This window comes from Terriglobus sp. TAA 43 (assembly GCF_000800015.1).
Taxonomy (GTDB): domain Bacteria; phylum Acidobacteriota; class Terriglobia; order Terriglobales; family Acidobacteriaceae; genus Terriglobus.
This window is the reverse complement of sequence record NZ_JUGR01000004.1, coordinates 29877-47552: the sequence shown is the minus strand read 5'-3', so window position 1 is coordinate 47552 and position 17676 is coordinate 29877. Positions and strand designations below refer to the sequence as shown.

The 17676-nt window shown below is 54.4% G+C and carries 13 protein-coding genes; 8 read left to right on the top strand and 5 right to left on the bottom strand.

The window, feature by feature from the left end; all coding sequences use genetic code 11:
* The first annotated feature begins 3 nt into the window (after positions 1 to 3).
* The 3 genes from M504_RS21595 to M504_RS19450 are packed head-to-tail and all read left to right on the top strand — an operon-like array spanning position 4 to position 3055.
* Complete coding sequence (locus M504_RS21595; protein WP_052201093.1) at positions 4 to 1239, top strand: glycosyltransferase; 1236 nt, start codon at positions 4 to 6, stop codon at positions 1237 to 1239.
* Positions 1236 to 1832: a WcaF family extracellular polysaccharide biosynthesis acetyltransferase gene (locus M504_RS19455; protein WP_052201092.1), complete on the top strand. Its 597-nt coding sequence runs from the start codon at positions 1236 to 1238 to the stop codon at positions 1830 to 1832. The genes M504_RS21595 and M504_RS19455 overlap by 4 nt, the downstream gene beginning before the upstream one ends.
* Positions 1829 to 3055: a glycosyltransferase family 4 protein gene (locus tag M504_RS19450; RefSeq protein ID WP_047497537.1), complete on the top strand. Its 1227-nt coding sequence runs from the start codon at positions 1829 to 1831 to the stop codon at positions 3053 to 3055. The genes M504_RS19455 and M504_RS19450 overlap by 4 nt, the downstream gene beginning before the upstream one ends.
* Here M504_RS19450 and M504_RS22410 read toward each other — a convergent pair.
* Positions 3052 to 3276, bottom strand: coding sequence for a hypothetical protein (locus M504_RS22410; protein WP_198137717.1), 225 nt, complete (start codon positions 3274 to 3276; stop codon positions 3052 to 3054). The two genes, M504_RS19450 and M504_RS22410, sit on opposite strands and share 4 nt — an antisense overlap.
* Between M504_RS22410 and M504_RS21930 the strand changes: the two genes are divergently transcribed.
* Positions 3262 to 4497, top strand: a complete 1236-nt coding sequence (locus M504_RS21930; protein ID WP_198137716.1) for an MraY family glycosyltransferase — start codon at positions 3262 to 3264, stop codon at positions 4495 to 4497. The two genes, M504_RS22410 and M504_RS21930, sit on opposite strands and share 15 nt — an antisense overlap.
* On the opposite strand, the gene M504_RS22185 is transcribed toward M504_RS21930, so the two are convergent.
* Positions 4384 to 6231: a hypothetical protein gene (locus M504_RS22185; RefSeq protein WP_156994052.1), complete on the bottom strand. Its 1848-nt coding sequence runs from the start codon at positions 6229 to 6231 to the stop codon at positions 4384 to 4386. The genes M504_RS21930 and M504_RS22185 overlap by 114 nt on opposite strands.
* A 261-nt stretch (positions 6232 to 6492) precedes the next feature.
* On the opposite strand from M504_RS22185, the gene M504_RS22675 reads away from it, so the two are divergent.
* A complete protein-coding gene (locus M504_RS22675; RefSeq protein WP_052201091.1) occupies positions 6493 to 6975 on the top strand; it encodes an acyltransferase in 483 nt (160 codons plus the stop codon).
* On the opposite strand, the gene M504_RS21590 is transcribed toward M504_RS22675, so the two are convergent.
* Entirely contained in the window at positions 6972 to 8099 is a 1128-nt protein-coding gene (locus M504_RS21590; protein WP_198137715.1) for a glycosyltransferase family 1 protein, read from the bottom strand. The genes M504_RS22675 and M504_RS21590 overlap by 4 nt on opposite strands.
* Positions 8100 to 8285: 186 nt before the next feature.
* Here M504_RS21590 and M504_RS19425 point away from each other — a divergent pair, with 186 nt between their 5' ends.
* From M504_RS19425 to M504_RS19415, 3 genes are all read left to right on the top strand, one after another.
* Complete coding sequence (locus M504_RS19425) at positions 8286 to 9389, top strand: acyltransferase (RefSeq protein ID WP_047497528.1); 1104 nt, start codon at positions 8286 to 8288, stop codon at positions 9387 to 9389.
* Between the two features lie 251 nt (positions 9390 to 9640).
* Positions 9641 to 10804 carry a hypothetical protein gene (locus tag M504_RS19420; RefSeq protein ID WP_047497525.1) on the top strand — a complete coding sequence of 388 codons (1164 nt, stop codon included), beginning with the start codon at positions 9641 to 9643 and terminating at the stop codon, positions 10802 to 10804.
* Positions 10805 to 10889: 85 nt separating this feature from the next.
* Positions 10890 to 11666 carry a methyltransferase domain-containing protein gene (locus tag M504_RS19415; RefSeq protein ID WP_052201089.1) on the top strand — a complete coding sequence of 259 codons (777 nt, stop codon included), beginning with the start codon at positions 10890 to 10892 and terminating at the stop codon, positions 11664 to 11666.
* Positions 11667 to 11707: 41 nt separating this feature from the next.
* Here the strand turns inward: M504_RS19415 and M504_RS19410 are convergent, their stop codons facing one another.
* Both M504_RS19410 and M504_RS19405 read right to left on the bottom strand, forming a co-directional pair.
* Positions 11708 to 13948: an Ig-like domain-containing protein gene (locus M504_RS19410; RefSeq protein ID WP_052201088.1), complete on the bottom strand. Its 2241-nt coding sequence runs from the start codon at positions 13946 to 13948 to the stop codon at positions 11708 to 11710.
* 272 nt (positions 13949 to 14220) lie between these two features.
* On the bottom strand, positions 14221 to 17583 hold the full coding sequence (locus M504_RS19405) for a TonB-dependent receptor (RefSeq protein WP_232296379.1): 3363 nt from the start codon (positions 17581 to 17583) through the stop codon (positions 14221 to 14223).
* Positions 17584 to 17676 lie beyond the last annotated feature (93 nt).

The following is a 17676-nucleotide window of genomic DNA, read 5'->3' as shown; positions in this document are numbered from 1 at the left end:
GCGATGCGGACCATGGAACGCGTGTCAATCGCTCCGAATCCAACAACGGAGGAGACGACAACAAAAGGCCTGTGGTTGCAGGTGTTGTCACATGTCGATCCTCGGTTCGGCGGTATGAGCGCTGCTGTGCCAAAACTTGCGGAGGAGTTACGTAGACGCGAGGGTTATGACGCGCGTATCGCTTCCTTCAGTTCGCCAGAAGAAATTCGCGAGTTACATTCTGATGTCCCATTCACACTATGGCCGCCGAACCGATCGAAATGGCTCACTGACAGCGATCTTCGCAGTCGCTTCCAGACCACGGTAAAAGGATCGATTGGAGTTCATATCCACGGTTTGTGGGAGGCAAGTACGCTTGCGGCATGCCTGGTAGCACGGCGCACTCGGACACCGTATGTCATCTCCCCGCACGGCATGCTGGAACCTTGGGCGCTTGCGAATAAGCGCCGTAAGAAACTGGTTTACACCGCGCTGTTTGAACGGCGGAATCTGGACGGCGCGGCCTGTGTCCATGCATTGACTCGCGCAGAAGCCCTGGACTGTAGAAGATTCGGCTTCAAGGGATCAATCGCAATTATCCCAAACGGCATCGACATCCCTGCAAGCTGTGACGCCTCTCTCTTCCGCGCTCGTTTCCCTCGAATCAAAGGGAAGCGTGTCCTGCTTTTTCTGGGGCGCGTTCATTACAAAAAAGGAGTGGACCTCCTACTGCACGCGTGGGCAAAGATCTCCGACCAGCATCCAGACGTGGTGCTGGTCATAGCTGGACCTGATTCAGAGGGAACTGTGGCCAAGGTAGCGCGGCTTTCAGTTGAGTTGAAGATCTCCTCGCGCGTTCTGTTTACCGACATGTTGAAAGGCTCTGCGAAGTGGAGTGCTCTTGCTGCCTCTGACTACTTCGTACTTCCCTCTCATTCCGAGGGCTTGAGTGTTGCGACCCTGGAAGCACTCGGTTGCGGCTTGCCCGTCATCATCTCCGAGCAATGCAATCTCCCGCAGGTTACGGAGGCCGGTGCCGGATGGCAGGTTAAGACGGATGTGGATGACATAGCGCGGACTCTAACGGCTGCGTTGAATATTTCGCATGAAACATACGCCGTGATGAGCGCACGTGCAGAGGCCCTTGCCCAGCAGAACTTCAGCTGGAAGAGAGTTACCGATTGCATGGGCCAGCTCTATCAATGGATCAATGGTGGCCCCCGTCCAGACCGTGTCGAGTTTCTCGAGGATGTCGTATGAGTCAGCACATTGATCTGAAGTCATATGACAATTCGTGGTACGAACCAGGTCGCTCCTTCCTGTGGCGTGCAGCGTGGATGTTAGTGGGACTTCCGCTATTTCGTTCTCCGCTACTTCCATCGTCACGATTCCGCGCCATATTACTGAGAACCTTTGGAGCCTGTGTCGGAGAAGGCGTCGTCATCCACTCCGAAGTGGTTGTGAAGTATCCGTGGCATTTGCGAATTGGAGATCACTGCTGGATCGGAGAACGTGCATGGATCGACAATCTCACAACGGTGACGTTAGGCAACAACGTCTGCCTCTCTCAGGATGTGTATATCTGCACTGGCAATCATGACTGGCGCGATCCATATTTTGGCTTGATGGTAGCTCCCGTCACATTGAGTAATAGCGCATGGGCAGGTGCTCGAAGCGTAGTTCTACCCGGAGTCATCCTCGATGAAGGTGCTGTAGCTGGCGCTGGAAGTGTTGTCAGCAAGAGCATCCCAAGCTGGCAAATTTATGCAGGAAATCCAGCTATGTTTGTGCGCAATCGCACGATCCGCGAACAACCTGTGCGCAACGGCGTGCTGGAGGAGGTTGCCGGATGAGAGTGCTCTTGATGAACCAGTTCTTCTGGCCTGATAGCGCTGCGACCAGCCAGCTGTTAACAGATGTGGCGCGCGACCTTGTTGTGCTTGGTCACGAAGTACATGTTATTTGCGGTGGAACGTACGCCGAGACAGACCCGGAATCCAAACCTGATGTTGTTATTCATCAGATACGAGGTTTTCACTTTTCACGGTCTACGGCTGGCCGCATGCTCTCGTATGCCTCCTTTTACATTGGCGCTACGTGGAAAGCATTCCGCGTTCCTAAGCCCGACACTGTACTCACCCTAACCACTCCTCCGCTTCTTTCCGTGGTGGGAACACTTCTCAAGATGTTTAGGGGATCACGTTTCTGTATCTGGGAGATGGACGTATATCCGGATGTTGCCGTTGACCTTGGCTACATCAAGGTCGGTGGAATAAGTCATCGGGCTATAGGCGTGGTGGCGGACTGGTCCCGAAGAAATGCGGATTCGGTCATTGTGCTTGGTGAATGCATGCGTACTCGTTTGCTTGCCCGCGGTACCCCGAACGAAGCGATCGCCGTTGTACAGAATTGGGCTGATAGCACACAGATCGCTGTAGCTGCACGCAAGGCAGATGGCAATTCCCTGCTTCTGGTCTACTCAGGAAACCTGGGACTTGCACACGACGTGGAGACCCTGATCGGAGCCATCCGTAAGCTGCGCGAGGATGCACGCTTTCGTTTTCTCTTTCTTGGAGGTGGTTCGCGGCGCGCTGAGCTTGCATCATTCCTGCAAGCCGAAAACATCGCCTCTGTAGAACTGCGAGGATACGTTCCGAGAGCCGAGCTTGGTTCCAGCCTGAGCGCGGGCGACATAGGCATCGTGACGCAAAGAGAGGCCTGCTGTGGATCTGTCGTTCCCAGCAAAGTCTACGGCCTGCTCGCGGCTGGTCGTCCCATTTTGTTTGTGGGTCCGGGAGCTGCGACTCCAGCATCGATTGTGCGCCGTCACGCCTGCGGATGGCACATAGACAACGGCGCTGTCGAGGGATTAGTTAACCTTCTTAAACATCTGGCCGAACATCCTGACGAAATTTCAGCAGCCGGGAAGAATGGCCGGCTGGCCCTGGAACGAGAGTTTGATCGACCTCTCGGCACGGCTCGCATCATCGATCAGCTTATAGGAACCACGTCTTACCAACACAGCACTGCAAATAACGCGTACGCGGAACAGGTACCCCCCATCTCCGTCCCCTAGGAGAAAGTATGTCTCTTGCGCTTCTGCTCGGTGTCGTAAGCTTCGTTCTCTGCTTCCTGTTCACACCCTTGTGCAGGAACATCGCGCTGCGTTTCAATCTTGTGGACAAACCCGACGAAACACGCAAGCAGCACACGCTGCCCACGCCTCGAGTCGGCGGCGTTGCGATCATGCTTGCCTACGGTTGCACGATTGGACTCATGCTGATGATCGATCTTCACGGGGAGAAGATCCATATCCAGCATCACAGCCTGCTGCAGGTACTGTTACCACCGGCCGCTCTGATCTTTCTTGTGGGGCTACTCGACGACCTGTTTGACCTCACGCCGTTGGTCAAGCTTTTCGGACAGGTGGTTGGATGTGTGACCGCCTCTGTTCTTGGTTACATTCACGCTCCCGAAAGCTTCGCCTTCGGAACATTTCCCCATCCCTGGCTGAGTATTATCATCTGCACGTTTTGGCTGGTCGTGTGCACAAATGCCATCAATCTCATTGATGGAATGGACGGCTTAGCATCGGGCGTTGGCCTGATGGGCGCATTTGCCACACTTGCTGTTGGTTTGTACCAACACAATGTTGGCCTGGTTGTGGCAACCATGCCTTTGGCGGGTGCCCTTCTTGCGTTCCTGTTCTACAACTTCAATCCCGCGTCGATTTTCCTTGGTGACTGCGGCAGTCTAACGATCGGCTTTATGCTCGGAGCGATCTCGCTTACATGGCAACACCATGACGGCCCGACATTAGGAATGTTCGCTCCCATTAGTATTCTGGCTCTTCCCTTGCTTGACGTTTGCATTGCTGTCGCACGTCGTTACCTTCGACACAAACCGCTTTTTTCACCGGACCATGGACATATTCATCATGTAATGCAGGATCGTGGACATCATCCAAGAACGGCGGCACTTCTGTTGTATGCCGTATGCGCGGTTACGTCCTTGCTGTCATTCCTGGCGTATGTCACACCGCGAGGTTTCAGGATTGTTGTCATCGCCACGTTCGCCATTCTGATATTTGTCGCCATACGCTACCTGGACTATGTTGAGTTCCGAGCCGCACGCGAGGTACTTTCGTCTCGACATATGCGGAGACAGGTTGATGAAGAGATCTATGTCAGGGAACTGGAGATAGCTCTCTCAAATTTGAAGGACATCGATGATTGCTGGAATTTAGTAAAGAACTCATGCCAGAAGCTGGAGTTTGCAACGGCAGAAATGTACTTCAGAAATCATTACTTTGAAGCGGTTCTGCAGGAACAGGTTGATGAGCGGGATTGGTGGATGACGCTGCCGGTGGGCGAATGCGGTTATCTTCGCGTAAGCCGTTCAAATCTATTGGGAGGCAACAACATCATGATGGCTGCCCTCGACCGCTTGCAGCGAGGACTCGATAAGTGGGACCGGACTACCGCCCCTTCCGGTCGCGTTTTTGACACTGCTGCGTAACCGTTTGACATCGTGATCTTGCGCGCCGCGCGATCGTCCAGCGCCTTCGTACATGGTGACAATACTTGTGTTGGCAGGGTCCCAATAGTCAGCGTGGGCCATAAGGATATCTCCTGCCGCAACGGCGGCGACCAGTGCCGCTCGTGATTGCAACAAACGTTTGGCCTCAGCATCGTTCACAAGGATGCAACTGAATGCATTCGGGTAGTAGCTTCTGACGTCAGCGTCAGTCGCGGTCTCGTTGTGAAACAGAAACGACTTAAACGGAGCAGTGTAGGCGTAATGTCTGGGCGTGCTTTGCTCCGGTATAAGGAGGCTATCCGGAAAGGCCGCCGCCAGGCGTTGAAACATCGCCGCGTCCAGGGGACGGCCGTTCTGCTCGACGGTGCTATCCAGGTAAAACAACGTTGCGCCCCATCGATCGTGCGCATACCGAATCTTGCGTAGCATGTCCGCTTCCGCGTCTTTCGCACTCAATTGCACCTGCTGTGCACTGCCTCCCGGCAACAAGGTAAACCGTTGTGGGCGAACGCACACACCGACCCGGAATCCCGCATCGCGAAGGATGCTGAAGTATGCGTCATCCAGTTTCTTGCCGACATAACGTGATGCAGTATCCGTTATGACCGACTCCATCTCTGGAGCGGCCTTTGCAATCTGATCTGGAGCGCAGACATAACTTGTATTGTGGGGATATTGCTGTCCCTCGATATCCCAGGTGATCACTCCCTGGGCACTCAGCTTCTTAAGATTGCGCACAATCTCTGCGGCCTTCGTCAGAATGCGCGATTGAAAGAGCCTCTGGCCCTCGGGCGTGCGAAGATCCATGCCTGCGCCGAGGTAGTGACGAGGATTGGCTCCATCAGCACTGTCCGGTTGATCTGCTGTTGGCGAAGTCGCAAGGTATGCGGTGCCGATGACGCGTCGGTCTGTCCACTTCATTGTCGCGGGATACTGTAACGACCAGTTGGAGTAGGCATCGGCTGCCAGCGTATTCGTTGCGACCCCGCGCGACGCAAAACGCAGTGCGATCCGGAAAGAATCTGTTTGTCCTGGCAAGACGGGCCGGTCGTGTCGTGGGAGAAATTCCGGCAGGTTATCTGGCGTTGTCGTGCTTATCAACACAGAGTATGCAGCGTCTCCGGTTCCCGTCGGCCATAACATGCTGTACAGAGGCTTCGATGCATCGGGTGCGACGTCCACGACCTGACCTGCTCCGAAGTCGGCGACTGTAACGGAAGGTGCCGATGTATTCGAACCACCTTGGGGGTAACTGGCGTTCACGAACCCGCGGGGCAGTGTCGGGAAGTGCAAGGCAAGTGGGTAGACCGATGCTCCGTCCAAAATCACGCCTGAGTTTGGACGATTCCATTCGCTGATATTGATTTCTAAAGCATCAGATTTTTGTGAGAACTGTATCTTGATTGTTCCCCATCGGAAGTTGTAGGTTTCAGTTTTCGACGCGGCATCCCAGTTCGTTCCTTGGTTACTCTCACCCCAACCGTCCGTCGTAAGTACGTGACCGGAGCGGTCGGTAACCTTCATGTGTCCGATGTGGATTCGTTCCTGCTGGAAGCGACTCGTGTCGGCAAGGACAACACCGTTGTACGTGAGGCGATCAATCCCTTTCGTCCCGTATGTAACAAGCAGTTGTGCATGACATAGAGTCGAAGCGGCAAGCAGCGAAACGCATATGGCCCGACGAATGCGGGTGATCCGAAGGGGAGAATGCATGAGCAGTTCCGATCTTGTTTTTCGATTTGATTCCAAATTGACAAGGATGGAGCCTTCTGAAAAGGGTACTGTTTTAATTTGCGTGTTCAGCCTCTCTGCAACCTACCGAACCACGTAGCAAGCGAGTGTCCAAATACTTAGTTCCGAAGGAATAATGTCTTGGGTTTCGTGCTATCACAAAAGTTGCTCTTTCATTTGCGGATGCACTGGCGGCCAAAGGTACTAAGTGCAGTACGCAGGCTGTATTGGAAGACTCTCGGGATGACGATCGGTGCAGACGCACGACTGTCGCAGATATTCGTCACGTGGCCTCACCGTGTTTCATTGGGAAGCCGCGTTAGCCTCGAGCATGGGATTTACTTCAACGCGGCCGGGGCACACGCTCCGGGTATAGCGATTTCCCTTGGGGATGGCACCTTTGTCGGCAGCGGATGCGAATTCAATGCAATCCAGGGTATCTCCATCGGTGCGAACTGCCTGATTGCAAGCGGTTGTCGCTTCATCGATCACAACCATGGCATTCAAGCCGGCAAACTTATGAAGCTTCAAGAGGAGATTTCGTCGCCGATCCAGGTCGGCACAGACGTTTGGATTGGCGCGAACTGCATCATCTTGAAAGGCGTTTCCATTGGAGATGGAGCGATTGTTGCCGCTGGATCGGTCGTTACAAAATCTGTTGCTTCCTACACAATCGTGGCTGGTGTTCCAGCCCAGTTCATCAAGTCGCGAGACGTGAATAGCTAAACAATCGACCGGAATGCCGCCAGAAGCTTCGCCGTCGACTTATCCCAGGTAAAGTCCGCGGCACGCACACGCCCCCGCTCCACCAGCGCCGCCCGCGCGCTTTCATCGCGAAGCAGTTCGACGATGGTTTGGACGTGTGCTTCCGCATCGGCAGGTGATAGGAGCACACCTGCGTTGCCTGCAACTTCCGGTATGCCGGTTGTGTCACTGCTGATGACAGGAGTACCGCTCGCCATTGCCTCGATCACCGGCATGCCGAAGCCATCGTAGAGCGTTGGAAACCATACCAGTGTTGCGGCCTGGTACAGGGCCACGAGCTGTCGCTCTTCCTGGAAGCCAGCTAACACACACCGGTCTCCAAGCACTTTCGCTCGAGGGAGGTAAGTCTCGTCAACGTGATTGATGACGACGAGGACAACGTCAGGAACAGCCGCCGCGATAGCTGGCCACGCATCAAGGATCAGGTCAGCATTTTTTCGAAACTGCAAGCCTCCTGGCACGAGTACAAATGGCTTGCCCACTACCCCAAGCTGATGCAGGATCGCCTTTCCCTCTTCATCCGCAGGCGCAAAAAAGCTGTCCGACGCAGCGTTTGGCACGACGCACAATCGGTCTCTCAGATTCGGAAAAAAATGAGCTGTTCGTTCCGCAGCAAAATGGGAAATCATCTGGAGCATATCCACTTCTCGTTCGAGCCGAGCGAATAGCAGACGCCATTTCAAACGCTGCTTCATCAGCCATACGCTCTGACGATGAGCCCCGGCTTCGAAATGCTGCGCGTCATGGCAGGTGACGACGAGACGCGCTTTGCGTACCGGCACATACGACTCCGCCGTGCAATGAACCAGATCAACCTCGCTCCAGTAATGCTCGGCGGCGGGTCGATTCGTCAGCACCCATCGCAACTGCTGGGCAGAGGTGTCTGATTTGAAGAAGTGGTATTGGTACGATTGCCACAGGTCCCCGACGAGCGGGATCACTCGAGCGTGGTCCGCAGGATCCGCAAGGACGTGCAGATTGACATCGGGTGTTGCATGCAGGCGTTCTGTAAGCTCACGGGAAACTCGCCCAACACCGGTAGACCGATAGATGTTCCGCAGGTGGACGTAGGAAAGGATGTTCACCAATCACCCGGATGCGCAAAAGAAGCGACCTCATTATAGCTTTGGCTCGCCCAATAACTGGCCGTTCCGTGCCGGCGAGAGTGTGGCACATAAATTCATTGCGTGCTGACGGCATGTGACGTAGACTTGCGGCCACCCGTTACCCTGATCGCCACCAGTCATTGGATTGAGTCATAGGAGTCTGCGGTGCCGCTTTATCTAGTCCAGGAAGACCAGGTTGAGATAGGCAGCGTTTCGCGTAAAACTGCGGCTGCGTTTTACCGGCCTCAACTGGATGTCGTTCGTTTCTTCGCCTTCCTCGCGGTGTTTATCCACCACGCAATTCCCCGCACAGGTTCAGGGAGCGCTCGCGAAACATTCGCTGACTCCATGGGCTTTGGACTGTGCCTGTTCTTCGTCCTGAGTGCATACCTCATCACTCTGCTGCTGACTCGAGAACATGAGGCCACCGGCTCCATCAATATGGGCGCCTTCTATGTCCGCCGCATTCTGCGTATATGGCCACTCTATCTGTTAGGCCTTTCCATCGGTGTCGCTCGGGCGTTCCATCATAGTGTGTTGCACGAACAGAAAACCTGGTTCATTGCAGCTCTTCTGTTCGCGGGAAACCTTGTAATTCCCGGTGCCATCCTCATGTCGCATCTGTGGAGCATCTCCATTGAGGAGCAGTTCTACCTCTTCTTTCCCGCATCCTGCAGATTCTTTGGACTGCGCGGCATGCTGGTGATTGCATGCATCTTAATTCTTCTGTCCAACCTGACCTTGATCCATCTGGCACATATACAAGCAGACCCGGACGTCAGTATCTGGTTCAACAGTTTTGTCCAATTCGAAATGTTTGCAACTGGGATTCTGCTGGCACTTGCGGATCGATCGCTACCGCGATGGAGCGTCCCAGTCAGCCTCTTTGTTGTGGCCGCCTGCATTGGTGGGTGGATGCTGGCCGCGGGCCATTTCCACTTGAAAAGCATGGGGAGCAAAGCGGATTCTGCGGCATCACTATGCAGTGGTTACGCTCTTGTAGCCATCGCATGTGGACTGTTGATCGTCGCCTTTCAGCAACTGCCATCTCCGCGCCCTTTCATCTATTTCGGAAGAATCTCGTACGGCCTATACGTGTTTCACCTACCAGTCCTGGCAGCGGTAACGTCGCATGTACACGGTCTGGCCGGCTCGGCCCTGACATTGCTACTGACCTTCGGTGTCGCCGCAATCTCGTACCGCTATTTCGAAACACCCTTCCTCCGGCTGAAACGGCGGTTCGAGCGTATCGAGACCTTCGCGCCCTAGATAGTCCCCGCCCGTACAGACGCCTCATATCGCTTTGCATTCATCAGATAAAACGCGGTCAATAACAAATCAATTCCGGCGTTTGTCACATCACACGCCGGTTGACATCCTGATCCCTGGATGAAATGCTGCTCGGTAAATTGATGGCTTGACACAGATTTGGGGCGTATATATGGATCTAGCTCCATCCTGGCTGATTGGTTCGAAATAGATGTTCTGCTGCTGAAAGTCATCGTGGTGGTGCCATCTTTATGAATCCCGAGTTCGCACCACTCTCGACCTGCGTTCTAATTTCAGGATCTTCTGACCTGCTGAACGCTGCACATCGCCTCGAAGAGATTGGGCGTCAATGCGGGCAAGAAAACATTGAAGCGCGATTGCGTTTCCTGCTTACAGTCCCATACTTCGGGAATAAGATCCCCCACGCAGTCCTGCTCTATGACCAGGAAAATGAACTCTCGGCTGCGGTAATTATTCTCGAATATCGTTGGCAACAATTAGGTCTTGGCATATTCGTTCCAATGGACCCTGACGGCGATCTCACCGTGCTCGCGGCTCCAGAACTCCAGTCGGCAGCAGCCGGCAAGGCCGCAGCATTCTTAATGCAAAAGCAGGCACGCGCCGTATATCTCGTCGCACGTTCTGATGGCACAGGAGAACGTATTGCGGGCATGCCACCCATCACAGTCCTCCATCGCGATCTACGGAGGACATTGCCACTGCTGGGCTCGTTGGATGAAACGCTCGCGTCGATGGGTTCCAGGAGCCGGCGAAATCTTCGCAACTTTGCTCGGCGCGCAATCAAGGAGTTCGGTGCGGTTTTCTATCCAGACTGCGACATATCCGAAGAAAATCTCATCGAGATAAACCAGGTGTGCGCCTACCCGGTCCCCGATTGGGTCTCCTCCTGGCGATATCACAGCGCTCATACTCTGGGAGGTTTTGTTGGTGGCTTGCGCGCAGCGAACGGGGAATGGTTATCCCTGCTTGGAGGTCGCCGCTATGGTGACACGACCATCATTGATTGGCAGATGAATCGCATTGACCTCGGTTCTATCTCGATCGGCACCGCCATGCGGTACTTTCAAACGGAACACGAAATTGCAATGGGCTGTAAGTGGTTGCAGTTCAATGGCAGCACGGCACACTCGATACAGAACGCCTTCCAACGAGAGACCGTGACAGATCTTCTATGGATGCGTTCCCCGTATAGACTCAGCTTCATCCGTCGGCTCTGGGCAAAGCTGCTTCCCGACTCAAATCGTCTGAAGGCGATGCTAATAGGCAACGATAGATCGCTGAGCCTCTTGCCAGGTGAAGTGCCACAACCAAAGATAGACTCCACCTCCATTGAAGGAAACGAAAACTCTATATCTTCCGTCGAGAAGAACAGGGCTGTTGTAGCCTCGCGGTAACAGAATAGGTCGAGTTACGAAAAACTCTTTGCTCTGAAGTTGTACATGTCACCGCATACATGATCGCTGTGAGGAGACCTACCGCATGAAGACCAGCGATGCCGCCGCTCCGACGACAACACGCCGAATATTGGAGGCCGTCAAAAGGCCTCTTCGAAGGCTCTTAGGTAAGCCTCAGCCGCCAAATGTAAAGGCGAAACATGACTTTGACATAAAGTACGGCGTAGATACCAGTGGCTTGGTAGACGGTCGAGACCTCCACTCTGGGCATCAGAACGATCAATTTATTACCGCTTACTTCGGCGTACCACCATCGCGTCTTACCAATGCGTTCGAACTCTGGCAACGGACGACCCAGCGAACAGCCTCCCAGTACCGCTTTATCGATGTCGGTTGCGGCAAAGGTCGGGCTATTCTACTGGCATCGCAATTCGGATTCCGGGATATCTTTGGAATCGAACTGCAGCCAAATCTCGCTGAGATAGCAAGTGAGAACGTGCAACGGTGGAGGGAACGAGAAAGCATTCCCATGGATGTCTCTATTCTCTGTGGCGATGGCCCATCCTTGCTTCCTCAGCTTCTTGCAGGACCAGTTTTGATCTACCTCTACAACCCATTCCAGGGTCCGGTTCTTAAGGCTTTGCTCGACAGCATCATCCATCAGAGCGACAAATTTTCGGGTCCCATTGATGTGCTGTATCTTTATCCGGAATATGAGGATGTCTTCTCTGAATTCCCTCGTTTTCAAAAGATATGCCGCGAAGAGATCGGCATTTCAGAAGAAGATCGAGACGATGGTCTTTCAGCGCCACTCGATCCGTGCTCGCTATATCGAATTGAATCCCAAGGAACCACGATCTAACGTTTGTTACGGCGAATCATGGGAAGAGACATTGACCGGCGTTAGTGATACCTGACGACGAATGTTCCCGGTTGCGCCCGAACGAATGCATACGAGAGGCCGGCGACAGTTCGCTTTTCCCAGCTGGCATTCTGCCCATCGATAGTAATGGACGCTAGATCTCCAGCGCCGGAATGAATTGGCAACATTGCTTCGAGACCATTCCCTCCGATACCTGCACAGATGGAAAAAGAGAGTTGGTTATTGGACCACTTCATATCGCGGAATTGTGACGCGTTCCGGCCATCGAGCCATGTCAGCAACTGCTCCGCATTGATCACCGGAACATGGCGTTTTTGTGCCGAGGAGATGATGGCATCTGCACTGGGCGATTTCCTCTCATCGTTGTGCATGTTCGCCATAAATACGCCGAAGTATTCTGGGCTTCTCAAGGCATTGTCGAGTAGGGCATCGACAGTGAACGGATAGGTCTGGCCGGATTCATCCGTCATTTGCGTTGCGGCTTGATACACGTCAATCAACCTCCCGTCGCGGCGCGTGAAGCGCATGGGTAATCCAGAACCGGTAAACAAACCCGGTTTATCTTTTACCCACTTGGCGGGCCAATAGTAGTAGTTAGTGTCGAGCCGGATGTGATGGTCCAGTTCCACCTGGGGCTGCGTATCATAATCGCCCCAGGTAATGCAGTCCGTTCGATTGCTGACCGGTGCAGGAACCCCGGGGTACTTCATTGCAAAGCCTTCGAGTTGCTGGGAATACAAGGCATCCGCGAAATCGCGATCGACCAGATGTCTTTCAACGCCGTCTTCCCCGCGCACGACTTTTGTTGGCCAGTCCGTACATGCCGTGTAGACATGCAGGCCAATCTCAAAACCCTGCTTCACCAAATCAGCGGCCTGCTCTGAAGAGATGGAACCGACAAAGATATGTGAGGTCGCTCGGATGCACTCCCAGTTCTCCAACGAACAGCCTTTTGCACTCTTCCGCTGATAGTCGCGAAAGCGCCCCGCGGTCCCACCGTGTCCATGATCGTCTCCCGTCATGACGACCACTGCCTTAAGCCCCCGCGGCAAGTACCAAAAGCGCGGAAGAGGTTTCTTGTTCGCATTGAGCGTAATGATCAGATTGGCCAGCAGCCTCTGCTGCATGTCCGCTTGCGGGATGGCTATATTCTCCGGATCCACCCAGTCTGGCTGAGGATCTCTTTCACTCGCTCCGTAAAACAGGTCGCTTGACCTGATAGGCAGTAGGCCGTCTCGTTCATGACCGGACCAGTCTGGATTGCCTTGCCGTGTGTAGACGATGGATTTCGCCAGGTCGTAGCTGAATACGACGGTTTTACCTGTTCCAAACTGAACAGAGCTAACTGCCGGGAATTGCGTCGCGGTTTTTGCGTCTTTGTACAGGGTGGCAAAGACATCTGCATTGTCGGCAACAAGTTGATCCGCATCGCCGTGGAACTGGATCGCCTGCCGTACCAGTCCTGCTCCAGTAGGCTTGTTCGAATCGATCTTTAAATAGCCCCCGTGTTGAAGTGGCTCGTTTGGCCCTGCTGGTTGTGTCTTGTACCCAAACTCTCCCGCTACGTTTTTCGACGGGCGCATCAGAATTAAATTTCCGCCACCTCTCACCCAATCGGCGAGCAATTTGGCATGACCATCATCGACCGGCATTTCGCCCACGATCGCAACGTCATGTCGCGCAAGATCGGACCCTGAAAGTTCCGCGATGTCTGCAGTATCAAACTCATTCAGACCTTCATTACGAAGGATTTCAGCGTAGTACTGACTGAATCCGTTTGACTGGCTTGTGATGAGCAGGAGAGGACCGCCTGGTCCCTGAGAAAGTGATGCAGGACCCTGGATGCCAGTGGTGAAACTCCATTGAACTTCCTGTGTGAGCGAATGTCCATATTTGTCTACAATCCCCTGTTGGCCATCATGAAGAGTCGCTCGATAGGTCGTGCCTTCATGGAGCGCTGTATCGGGAAGAAACACGGCTGTATGTGCGGTGTCGTCGTAACTGACTGAGCCCGAGATTGCAGCGCCATGTTCATCACGCAACGTGACCGTGGCGGTACTTATTGTTATGGGGGACATCTCTTTGCTAAAGGCAAGTGTGATGGCAGTATTCGGCTCAACACCGACTTCGTCAGCAAAGGGATAGACATGAATGAGCCGCGGCTTTTCGAAGAATCCGCGAATCAGAAATGCGATACAACCGATGCTTGCTACGACCGCTAAAATCCCAAAACACCAAGTGATCCGTCTGAAACTAAACACAGAACGAGCACAGCTCCTCAATGTGGCCTAAGGCAGGAAAAACAAAGTACAACAGGGGAGTGCGTTATTTATACGACATGGACTGCGCTCGTGTCTCCCGAAGGTGAAGATACGGATATTAGTTTTCAAGATCTGATTTGGTTTACAACGAAGCTATGAAATGTGGATTTTGGCTGTACATATCTGTAAGTACAACCATAGGCGGCCGTCAGATCCTGCAATAGAAAGCCCCGGACGAGTCCGGGGCTTTCTATTGCAATGCTGAGTTTGAGTTAGAAGGTGAACTTCGCAATGAACTGCATCTGGCGCGGTCCATACAACGTGTTACCCGTGCTGGACTGAGCGCCAAAGTTGTTCGGATCGTTCGAGCCGACGAACGGGATAATGCAACCCGCTGCGGTCGAACCGGTCGGTACTGCGACAGTCGGGCAAGTGAAGGTCGTTCCACCCGTACGGGGAGTGGTGGGGGTGGCTCCCTGTGCCATGAACTGCGAGTAGGTCGAGTTCACACCCGTAACGATCTTGTGGTTGAGCAGGTTGAAGGCTTCAGCCGAGAGCTGCAGCTTCATCCGCTCGAAGATCGGGATATCGCGGGTAATGCGGAAGTCGAAGTTGTTGTATCCCGGTCCGTAGATCGAGTTACGTCCAATCTGCGGCGGACGTCCGGTCGTAGCTGCACCCGAGCTGGAGCTCATCGCTCCACCGTAGATGTTGCCGCCCGAACCGCCAGTGATGGTACCGCTCATACCCAGGAAGATCGGCTGCCCGCCCGACGCGGTATCGGTACCGGAGAACTGGAAGCCATCCACAATCTGCTTCACCCAGACATTGCTCATGAAGATGCGCGGCTGGTAGGTGAAGCTGAGCGTCATGCGGTTGCGGATATCGATATCCGAGTTGCCGTTTTCCAGACGCACGTTGTTCGGATCCAACGGGGTGTCGCCACCATAGAACGTTCCGTTCGATCCCTGAACCTGACCCGTATCCGTAGCGTGCGACCAGGTGTAGTTCATCAGGACTTCAAGTCCATTCTGGAAAGGACGGCGAAGCGTCACGCCCAGGCCGTTGTACCAGGTATTGGCAACGCTGAAGCCCGTGTTGTACGAGGTGAGCGTCGGAACAATACGATCCGAGACCAGGTAGTAAGGAACCGTCAGAACCTGCGTCGTGGAGTTGCTGGCATCCTTCACCTGGAAGGAACGAAGACCATGCGGCGTCTGTCCTACGAGGTTTGCGTCAAGGAACACCGGCAAACGCATACCGCGCGTTCCCACGTAGCCCACGGAGAGGCTCATGTGAGCGGGGAGCTGCTGTTCAACGGAGAGACTGGCTTCATGCGCGAGCGGCGGAACGAAGTTCGGATCGAGACCGTGGAAGCTCTGCGAACCGAGCGTCTGTGAACCACCCACAACAGGAGCTGGCGCACCGGACGGACGAAGCTGACCGGAGATATCCGGCCCCGGAGGCGTGAACGGCAGGTTCGGGAACTGAATGCCTGTTGCCGCAGCGGATGAAGTGGTGCAGGTAGAGGCGCAACCGTTGTAGTTGTAGTTCACCTGGATCACGCCGTTTTCCACGCGCATCGCGTAGTACGTCGAACCCTGGTTCAGACCGGAGAACAGACCGTAACCACCGCGGACCACAGTGCCAGGATGCGGGTTCCATGCAAAGCCCACTCGCGGCGACCAGCGGTTCACATTCTTAATCGTCGACGAGTAGTACGTGGAAAGCGCGCCGTAGTTCGGGTTGTTCTTGATCGGCGGAGGCGTAACCTGAAGATCCCAGCGAACGCCTGCGTTCAGCGAGAAGGTCGGTGTGATCTTCCACTGATCTTCCACAAACGCATCGAACATCTTGAAATAAAAGTCATCCTTACCAGCGTTTGCAGCGTTGTTCACGATGTCAGTGGTCTGCACCAACGTGGTGAAGTGATAACCAGCATACGGATCCGTGTTGCCTGCCACACCGTGGAACACGTCCGAGGTGTAGTTCGCGAAGTTTGCCGCATTCGTCGAACCGGAATAAGCGTAAACACCGCCACCCTGGAAGAGGTTAATCATGACCTCGTGAACCAGGTTGAAGTCGCCACCGAACTTGAAGGTGTGACGGCCGCGCGTGGTGGAGAACACATCCGTGATCTGCATGCGCTTTTCGTCCGGCTCAGCGGTACGGGGAAGCGCATTCGGCATGCCGTAAGTGAAGGTACCGATCGCAACCGAAGGAGCAGGAGCATTCGCACCTGCGGTTTCAAGATCGCGACCGAGCTGGAAGTGAATCTGGTTCACGCTGCGATCGCTTACCTGCGTGGTCAGGCCAGCAACCAGGAAGCGCTCGTGATAGCTGGTCGGTGCGTTGGTCGAAGGCGACGAACCGCTGAACGTGTTCGCGGTCGAATAACCGTAAGTCGAATCAAAGTTCGCCCAGTTGAAGTTGACAAACATATCGTTGTGCTTCGAGATATGCCAGTCAATACGCGGGAAGAACAGGTTCTGCTTCTGGAAACGTGTCGGCGCGCCAAACGCGTTGGTGTTCACGAAGTTGATCGCCGCAGTGCACTGTGCCGCCGTAATGAAGGGCGAGCACTGGGTCGGCGAAATGATGTTCGTCGACGAGGTGGTGCCGGTCGGGGTCAGCGTGATGGTGTTGTTGTTGTAGTACAGCGCTTTACCTACACGGCGGAAGCCATCATAGGTGAAGAAGTAGAACAGGCGATCCTTGATAATCGGTCCACCCACCGAACCACCGAACTGGTGCTGCTGGTGTACAGGCTGCGTCAACAGGAACGACTTCGCGGAAGTGTTCGTCGTGTTGTACAGAGCGGTCCACTTAGTCTGCGGATCAAGAGCATTCAGCGACGGATAGCGCAGGTAGTAGAACAGGTCACCGTGGATCTGGTTGGTGCCGTTCTTGGTGATGGCGTTCACCTGTCCGCCGGCAGCCTGACCGAACTCAACCGAGTAGTTCGACGTGTTCGCCTGGAATTCCTTGATGGAGTCAACCGAGTAAACATACGGAGCACCCGAAGCGCGACCACGCGCTTCGCTGAACAGCATCTGGTTGTTGTTTCCACCGTCAACGTAGTTCTGGTTGTACAGGCCGCTGATGCCGTGGAAGCTGACCAGACCGCTGCCGCCGTCTGGCGTCACGTTCGGTGTCAACAGAACGAACGAGCTCCAGTTACGGCTGTTCACCGGCAGGTTGCCGATCAGGTTCTGGTCCACCACCTGCGACACTTCGGTCTTTTCCGTGTCCAGAATCGGCATTTCGCTCGTCACCTGAACTTCAGTGGAAGTACCGGCTGCAGCAAGCGCCGCGTCCACCGTCAGCGTCTGGCCGACGTTTACTACCAGGTCCTTGCGGTCTACCTTGCCAAAGCCGACGCCGGTCGCGATGACCTCGTACTTACCGGGCTGCAAAAACTGCACCAGGTAGTCGCCCTTGCTGTTGGTCGTGATATCACGGCGAACACCAGTGTCGGTGTTGATGACAGTGACGGCTGCATTCGGCACAATGGCACCGGTCGAATCCGTCACAGTACCGGAGATGTTACCCACACCGGCTGTCTGCGCAAATGCGGTTGCGGCGCTGAGGCTACAGGCGAGTACCGCCGTGGCCCAGAGCTTCGTTGTTCCCATGTTGTTCTTCAACTGGCGACTCCTGCAAACTTTCTTGCAAATCTCCGCGGCACTTCAGGCGGCTGCGGGTTCAAAAACTTTCGCCGTACATCG

Excerpts from the sequence above, each read along its gene's own strand:
- M504_RS21930 (WP_198137716.1), top strand. The coding sequence starts at position 3,262 with ATGATCGATCTTCACGGGGAGAAGATCCATATCCAGCATCACAGCCTG.
- M504_RS19420 (WP_047497525.1), top strand. The coding sequence starts at position 9,641 with ATGAATCCCGAGTTCGCACCACTCTCGACCTGCGTTCTAATTTCAGGA.
- M504_RS19415 (WP_052201089.1), top strand. The coding sequence starts at position 10,890 with ATGAAGACCAGCGATGCCGCCGCTCCGACGACAACACGCCGAATATTG.
- M504_RS22185 (WP_156994052.1), bottom strand. The coding sequence starts at position 6,231 with ATGCATTCTCCCCTTCGGATCACCCGCATTCGTCGGGCCATATGCGTT.
- M504_RS19405 (WP_232296379.1), bottom strand. The coding sequence starts at position 17,583 with ATGGGAACAACGAAGCTCTGGGCCACGGCGGTACTCGCCTGTAGCCTC.
- M504_RS21595 (WP_052201093.1), top strand. The coding sequence starts at position 4 with ATGCGGACCATGGAACGCGTGTCAATCGCTCCGAATCCAACAACGGAG.
- M504_RS19455 (WP_052201092.1), top strand. The coding sequence starts at position 1,236 with ATGAGTCAGCACATTGATCTGAAGTCATATGACAATTCGTGGTACGAA.
- M504_RS22675 (WP_052201091.1), top strand. The coding sequence starts at position 6,493 with ATGACGATCGGTGCAGACGCACGACTGTCGCAGATATTCGTCACGTGG.
- M504_RS19450 (WP_047497537.1), top strand. The coding sequence starts at position 1,829 with ATGAGAGTGCTCTTGATGAACCAGTTCTTCTGGCCTGATAGCGCTGCG.